The sequence below is a fragment of the Pedobacter psychrodurus genome (assembly GCF_032678585.1).
Taxonomy (GTDB): domain Bacteria; phylum Bacteroidota; class Bacteroidia; order Sphingobacteriales; family Sphingobacteriaceae; genus Pedobacter; species Pedobacter psychrodurus_A.
Map to the genome: position 1 here is coordinate 70,597 of NZ_JAVTSN010000037.1, position 6,544 is coordinate 77,140.

The 6,544-nt window shown below is 36.8% G+C and carries 7 protein-coding genes; 4 read left to right on the plus strand and 3 right to left on the minus strand.

Annotation, left to right across the window (positions count from 1 at the left end; genetic code table 11):
* Positions 1 to 87 precede the first annotated feature (87 nt).
* The gene (locus tag R2S57_RS21815) at positions 88 to 804 is read right to left on the minus strand and encodes a pyridoxine 5'-phosphate synthase (protein WP_316847060.1); all 717 of its coding nucleotides are present in this window, start codon (positions 802 to 804) and stop codon (positions 88 to 90) included.
* A gap of 83 nt (positions 805 to 887) precedes the next feature.
* Between R2S57_RS21815 and R2S57_RS21820 the strand changes: the two genes are divergently transcribed.
* The 4 genes from R2S57_RS21820 (at position 888) to R2S57_RS21835 (ending at position 4,938) form a co-directional block, all read left to right on the plus strand.
* Positions 888 to 2,528, plus strand: a complete 1,641-nt coding sequence (locus R2S57_RS21820; protein ID WP_316847061.1) for an ArnT family glycosyltransferase — start codon at positions 888 to 890, stop codon at positions 2,526 to 2,528.
* Position 2,529: 1 nt separating this feature from the next.
* The gene (locus R2S57_RS21825) at positions 2,530 to 2,910 is read left to right on the plus strand and encodes a GtrA family protein (protein WP_316847062.1); all 381 of its coding nucleotides are present in this window, start codon (positions 2,530 to 2,532) and stop codon (positions 2,908 to 2,910) included.
* Positions 2,911 to 3,439: 529 nt separating this feature from the next.
* A complete protein-coding gene (locus R2S57_RS21830) occupies positions 3,440 to 3,937 on the plus strand; it encodes a hypothetical protein (RefSeq protein WP_316847063.1) in 498 nt (165 codons plus the stop codon).
* A gap of 35 nt (positions 3,938 to 3,972) precedes the next feature.
* Complete coding sequence (locus R2S57_RS21835; protein ID WP_316847064.1) at positions 3,973 to 4,938, plus strand: polysaccharide deacetylase; 966 nt, start codon at positions 3,973 to 3,975, stop codon at positions 4,936 to 4,938.
* A 120-nt stretch (positions 4,939 to 5,058) separates the two neighbouring features.
* On the opposite strand, the gene R2S57_RS21840 is transcribed toward R2S57_RS21835, so the two are convergent.
* Positions 5,059 to 5,400, minus strand: coding sequence for a DUF6370 family protein (locus R2S57_RS21840; protein WP_316847065.1), 342 nt, complete (start codon positions 5,398 to 5,400; stop codon positions 5,059 to 5,061).
* A 30-nt stretch (positions 5,401 to 5,430) separates the two neighbouring features.
* Positions 5,431 to 6,315 (minus strand): hypothetical protein, encoded by an 885-nt coding sequence (locus tag R2S57_RS21845; protein WP_316847066.1) that lies wholly within the window; start codon positions 6,313 to 6,315, stop codon positions 5,431 to 5,433.
* Positions 6,316 to 6,544 lie beyond the last annotated feature (229 nt).

The window sequence follows — 6,544 nt, forward strand, 5'->3', positions numbered from 1 at the left end:
CAAAGAAGCGCAGAGCTTGATTTAAACCTACGCACCTAACTTTCCGTTCTTTGTGCCCTTTTTCTTTGCAGTCTTTGCGGTTAAAAACTAAGCCAATTGTTGTAAATATTTCTGAACGGTAGTTTCCAAACCTAAATAAAGCGCATCGCTAATGAGCGCATGGCCAATAGAAACTTCCAACAAACCCGGGATACTCTGTGCGAAATAATGCAGATTATGTAAATCCAGATCATGCCCTGCATTGATTCCCAAACCTAAAGTATTGGCATGATGTGCTGCAGCAATATAACTTACAATAGCCTTTTCGCGATCTGCGTAATAATTATGTGCATAAGCTTCGGTATACAATTCAATACGGTCTGTTCCTGTTTCTACTGCACCTTCAACCATCTCCACCAATGGATCTACAAAAATAGAAACGCGGATGCCTTCATTTTGGAAAACAGCAACCATTTCTTTCAGGTAATCCTTATGTTTGATGGTATCCCAGCCGTGGTTAGAAGTAATCTGGCCTTCGGCATCAGGCACCAAAGTAACCTGTGCCGGTTTATTGGCCAAAACCAGATCGACAAATTTATCTTCCTTACAATTGCCTTCAATATTAAATTCTGTAGCAATAACAGCCTTTAAGTCGTAAACATCCTGATAGCGGATATGACGCTCATCAGGGCGTGGATGCACGGTAATTCCCTGTGCGCCGAAACGTTCGCAGTCTAACGCAACCTTAACTAAATCAGGATTATTACCCCCGCGACTGTTGCGAAGGGTAGCAATTTTATTGATATTAACCGATAACTTTGTCATAAAGCAAAGATAAGGCTTTGCCTTTGTTAATCTTAAACCTTAAAAAAATTTGACTTTTTTTTGCTCATATTTGCTTCTTATAAATGAACTTAAAAGATACAACCCTATATAAATTCCTGATCGTTTTACTCGCAATCGCAAGTATACCAGCACTTTTTGGTGGCGTGATGGAACCTGATGGCGCATTATATGCCTCCATGTCTAAAAACATCATCCTGTTTAAAGATTGGTTTAATCTTTATGGTCGAGGGGCCGATTGGCTGGATAAACCACACCTTACTTTCTGGATTTCTGCAGCATCTTTTAAAATTTTCGGCATTTCATCTTTTGCCTATAAACTGCCTTCATTTTTGTTTGGTTTATTGGGCGCAGGCTATTTATACAGATTAGCCAAAGATATATATGATGAGAAAACCGGATTAATTAGTGCCGTAATTTTCCTGAGTGCACTACATATTATTACCTCGACCTTTGATGTGCGGGCCGAAATTTACATCACCACTTTTACCTTAGCCTCTATTTACCATTATTATAAGGCACATCAAAATTCTTTTTGGCACCTGGTAGCAGGCTCATTTTTTGCGGCCTGCGCGATATTGATCAAAGGCATTTTTGTGCTGATCCCTGTATTTGCAGGTTTCATTATTTATTGGCTGTTTACGGAACAATACCAGGAATTGATCAAACCAAAATGGTACATCGCTATTCTTTTGATCTTTGTTTTTATTACTCCCGAACTGTATTCGCTTTACACGCAATTCGATCTGCACCCTGAAAAAATTGTTTTCGAAAGAACCGGCGTTTCTGGTTTAAAATTCTTCTTCTGGGACAGTCAGTTTGGGCGGTTCTTTAATAACGGGCCCATTAAAGGGAAAGGTGATATTTCTTTTTTCCTACACACCACCCTTTGGGCATTTCTGCCCTGGTCTGTATTATTTTATACCGCTGTTGTAAACCTGTTTAAAAAGAAAAACAGAATTGCTTTAGCACCCGAAAGCATTATGATCTGGGCAAGTGCCGCAGTTACTTTTCTGATTTTTTCACTTTCGAAATTTCAGTTACCGCATTATATCCTGATCATTTTTCCCCAGTTTTCGATCATCACAGCACTTTATTTAAGAAAACTTAGCAGCAAGGGTATAAAAACCTTTTTCATGATCCAGAATATCATTTTCATTCTGGTTATTGCCTTACTTTCAGCCCTGGCCTATTTCTTTGGTTTCGAAAACCCCTATTTAATCATTGGTATTTTGATTGTTGTTTTCGTCCTTGCATTCTTGTTGTTTAAAGGCATTTTATTAGAAACCGTTATTGCCAGAAGTGTCTTTTTATCTATCGGGTTAATGATCTTTCTTTTTGTTTTTTTCTACCCTGCCCTTTTAAAATATCAATCGGGTATGCAGGCGGGCAACTGGTTGAAGCAAAATTATCCTACGGCCAAACCTGCAGTATTAAATTATATAGATGCATTCTCTTTTGACTTTTATGCTCCGGGAGAAGTGAAATATTTGCATAATTACAGCGATCTCGACAGATCGAAACACCTCAAAGATTTGGTTGTTTATATTCCTGAACAAGAACTCGCAAAATTAAAAAGCGAATACCATGCTGAAATTCTAAAATCGTTTGAATATTTTCATACCACTAAACTAACGGGCAAATTCTTAAACGCCAAAACCCGCCCTCAGGTTTTAGAGCACTTTTATTTGGTTAAAATACATTAAAATGGATTTATTCTTCCGCATCTTAAAGTTTGGATTAACGGGTTTCCTTGGCATGGCGATCGATTTCGGTGCCACCTGGTTGTGTAAGGAGAAAATTAAAATAAACAAATACATTGCAAATGCGATCGGTTTTACCCTTGCGGTAACCAATAATTACCTGATTAACCGTGTGTGGACTTTCGAAAGCACCAATACCCATTGGGCAACCGAATTTGGTAAATTTTTAGTGGTAAGTTTAGTTGGTTTAGGACTAAATACTTTTATCATTTATCTCTTCCATCAAAGGAAAAACGGCACCAATTTTTATGTAGCCAAATTTTTTGCCATTATTATTGTTTTTGTGTGGAATTTCCTGGCAAATATGCTATTTACTTTTAGATAGATTTTTTCATCATTAAGAGATTAACAACAGATCAGCCTAGTCTGTCTACTGTTATTATTGAACCACCTTAGTCACCTGAGTGCATCTAAGTTTAATATCACATCAATTCCAGCTTAATTTTCTTAATGATGAAGTTAAATAAACGCTCCAAGATTTTTCACCTTTAAGATTAAGGTCATTAAGAAAAACGATGGCTGTATACAATTCGCATGGCCTAATGAACCAATGACGAGTGAACAAATGAACTACTAACCAAATGAACTATTTAAGTAACGTTTTTGCCGATAACATAGAACACAACAAGCCATATTAATCCTTTAATCAGGAAGAATAAAAACCCAATCAGCCCCACCCGCTTAAACCATAATTTTACTTTTTCTTTGTTCATTGGACGATGATGGTAAAGATAATGGATTTACATTAAATTAGAAAGATTTTAAATAAGGAATCATCCGATCTTTAAATAATCTGTTAAAGGCTTAGTTATTTAAAAGATTTCTGTAAATTCAATTATCTTAATCTAAAGCTTATGAAAAAATTATTGTTCCTATTATTGACAGTATGCACAGCTTCATTATCAGCAATCGCATCTCAACCACAAGCCATCTCAAAAATCTCTTCATTAAAATTAACCGTTACAGATTCTGCAAAGAAAATGAGCGTGAAAGAATGGAAAGATGTAGAGAAACAATTAAAAAGCGCCATGCCTAAACAGATGGCTGTTACCATGCTCAAACAGTTGAAAGAGGCCGAAAAAATGGGTAAATCTACATCGGTAGGCGATCAAAAAGCCTTAACCAATATGATGATGAAGAGCTTAAACGACAATGCCGACCAAATGAACTATGAGATTGAAAAAAAAGAAATCATTGACGATTTTAAACAGGAAGAATTCGATAGTAGTGCAGAAAAAAGGGAGGCCCGTAAAGAAATGCGACAAGAGCTTCGGGACCTAAAAAAAGAGTACAAGAAAGACCAAAAGGAGAGAAAAAAAGAGAAAAAATCAGAAAACCTTCATTTCATTTAATTACGAACAGCCTAAATACAATTGCAACCCTTTTCATGAAATTTAAATTATTGCTTTTACTACAACTGATCGCTCAGATTGGTTTTGCACAAAATTTCGATAATATCAAACGTTACAAGATGAATTTTGCTGTTGCAACTCATGCCGGTGAAAAGCTCCTAGCGTGGAGAAGCTTTTCTGCGGATAATCAAAAATATCTGTTATTGGTAAATCGTGAAACTTTAGACACCAAAGTAGATCTGGCCAGTAACTATACCACAAGCAGTTTACAGTATTCAAATGTATTGGCGATTTTTAAAAATACAGCTTATATTAGATCAATTGAAGCTGCTGCAGCCAAAGATTTACAACTGCAAAACGCAGGCATCGATCATGCCATTCCGAATGAAAAGGGAATTACTTTAACCATCGATCTTTGTCCATCGCATAAAACTTTAGACAGGATTATTTTTCAATCTGTTTTTGACGAATTTAAAAAGATAGAACAGCCTGCTCCATTAGCCGTTTCTGTTTCAGGTAAATGGATGTTAAAACATCAGGACGACTTAAACTGGCTGAAAAGTCTGGTCGAGAAAAAGGAACTGGATATTACCTGGGTAAACCATACCTACAACCACGAAGTAAATAAACTGCCATTAGCCGAAAATTTTTTACTAGCTCCAGGCACCAATTTAGATGTAGAGGTGTTGGAGAACGAAAAGCTAATGCTTAAAAACGGCTTAACGCCCTCTGTATTTTTTCGTTTCCCTGGCCTGGTGTCGGATAAGGCAATTGTAGAAAAAATTGAGGCTTACGGATTAATTCCTGTTGGAAGCGATGCCTGGTTAGCAAAAGGACAGCAGCCAAACGCCGGTAGTATCGTCCTGATTCATGGTAACGGAAATGAAGAAATTGGGGTGAAAGATTTCATCCAGTTATTAAAAACCCGGCAGGCCGATGTAAAAAACAAACAATGGCTGCTTTTCGATTTAAGGCAGGGTTTGGAAAAGGAATTTGAATAACCTATCACGCTTTTAACCCCAAAGCGCACAAAGAAAAGACGCAGAGCGCGGAAAGCTGAGCGTATAGCTAATCAAGCTTTGCGCCTCTTCACGAAAAACTTTGGTTCCTTTGCGGTAAAACTACTTTTTAACTGGCAGTAATTTTATCGAAGTTGCCTTAAAACGGTTGTTTACAATTTCGCCGCTAACCTCTGCTTTGCTTACTGCATTACAAAAACCATGTTCGCCATGTGCATCGCCAAAATCGTCGATATTTTTACCATCCACGAAATAAGCTTTGCCATCTATTTTCACGGCTAACTCGCAATCTTTACCTTTCATCTTAAACTGGCATTCACCACAAGCGATATCAACAACCTTATTGCTAAACACTTTAGCTGTTGCCGCTTTTTGAGGTGTGGTTTGGGCATTTGCTACAAAACCAAAAAAACCAATGCATAATGTTATAATAATTGTTTTCATAATCCTTTACTTTCTTAATTCAATATTAAATTATTTTGCCAATAACCAGATAATTAAATCCACTGGTTCCGCTATACTCCAGGAATGCGGGTGTTTTTGTGTATTATTTCTTAATCCTCTATCTTTAGTTAGAACGAGTTCTACTTTATTATCTTGCGATTTTTGCTTTAATTTATTGATGTAACCCGCACAATCTGTTACGTTCATATCCGACAGATCCATGCCCCTATAGTTTATCCACCATAGAATATCTGGTTCACTGTAAATCCTTAAAGCAGTTGATCGATAGTCTGGCAACATATTTAATGCTGTATAATCGGGATTGTAAACTGATAACTCTTTTAAACTTTGTTCTTGTTGCTTATGTTCGCTATTTAAAGTATCTAGTTTAACCACAAAACTTTTTTCCCGCCCTTTTAGTAATGACTTCCTTAACCTAACCATATCTAAGGGAGGATCTATTGCGAAAACCTTACTGATCTTTATATCCTTATTTTTTTCTGAATAAAACTTTAAGGCTGCTGTACCACCAATAGAAAAACCACCAAGATAAAGATCTAATGCGGGTTGAAGCTTATTTTTACGATAAAAATCGGCAATCATTTCACCTAAGGTATTGATGCTCTTTTTATCAATTGGAAAACTTTCATTGCTGGGTGTAAGATTAACCATTGCAACTGCTAAGCCACGTTTATTGGCTTCTTGTACAATTGTTGATTGAGCCGTTACTGCTGTTGGACTTTCTAAAAAACCAGGCACCAAAAATAATACCCCTTTTATTTTAGCTTCTTTTGGCAAACTTTGCATGTAATAGCAATCTTTTCCAAAAAGTGGATCATTTTCTATTTTAGTTGTAACCTGCGCAGTGACGGTAAAACCGAATAATAAAATTAATATAGAGAGTAAATATTTCACTAAAATTTATTTTTTCAAATGTAAGTTTTCAAGAACAAAAGAACCACTATCCTTTGTAAAATAAACCTGATGGGAACGGACATCCCGATTTTTTCTATCGGGATAAAGCGGACAGCAGGACTGAGCCCCCCGAAGAGAACAGGAACCAACCTTTTCTAATTTTCAAGAAAAATCACTTGCCACATTAGAAACACCCCCTCCTTCGGACAGCCTCAGATAAATCGGAGGG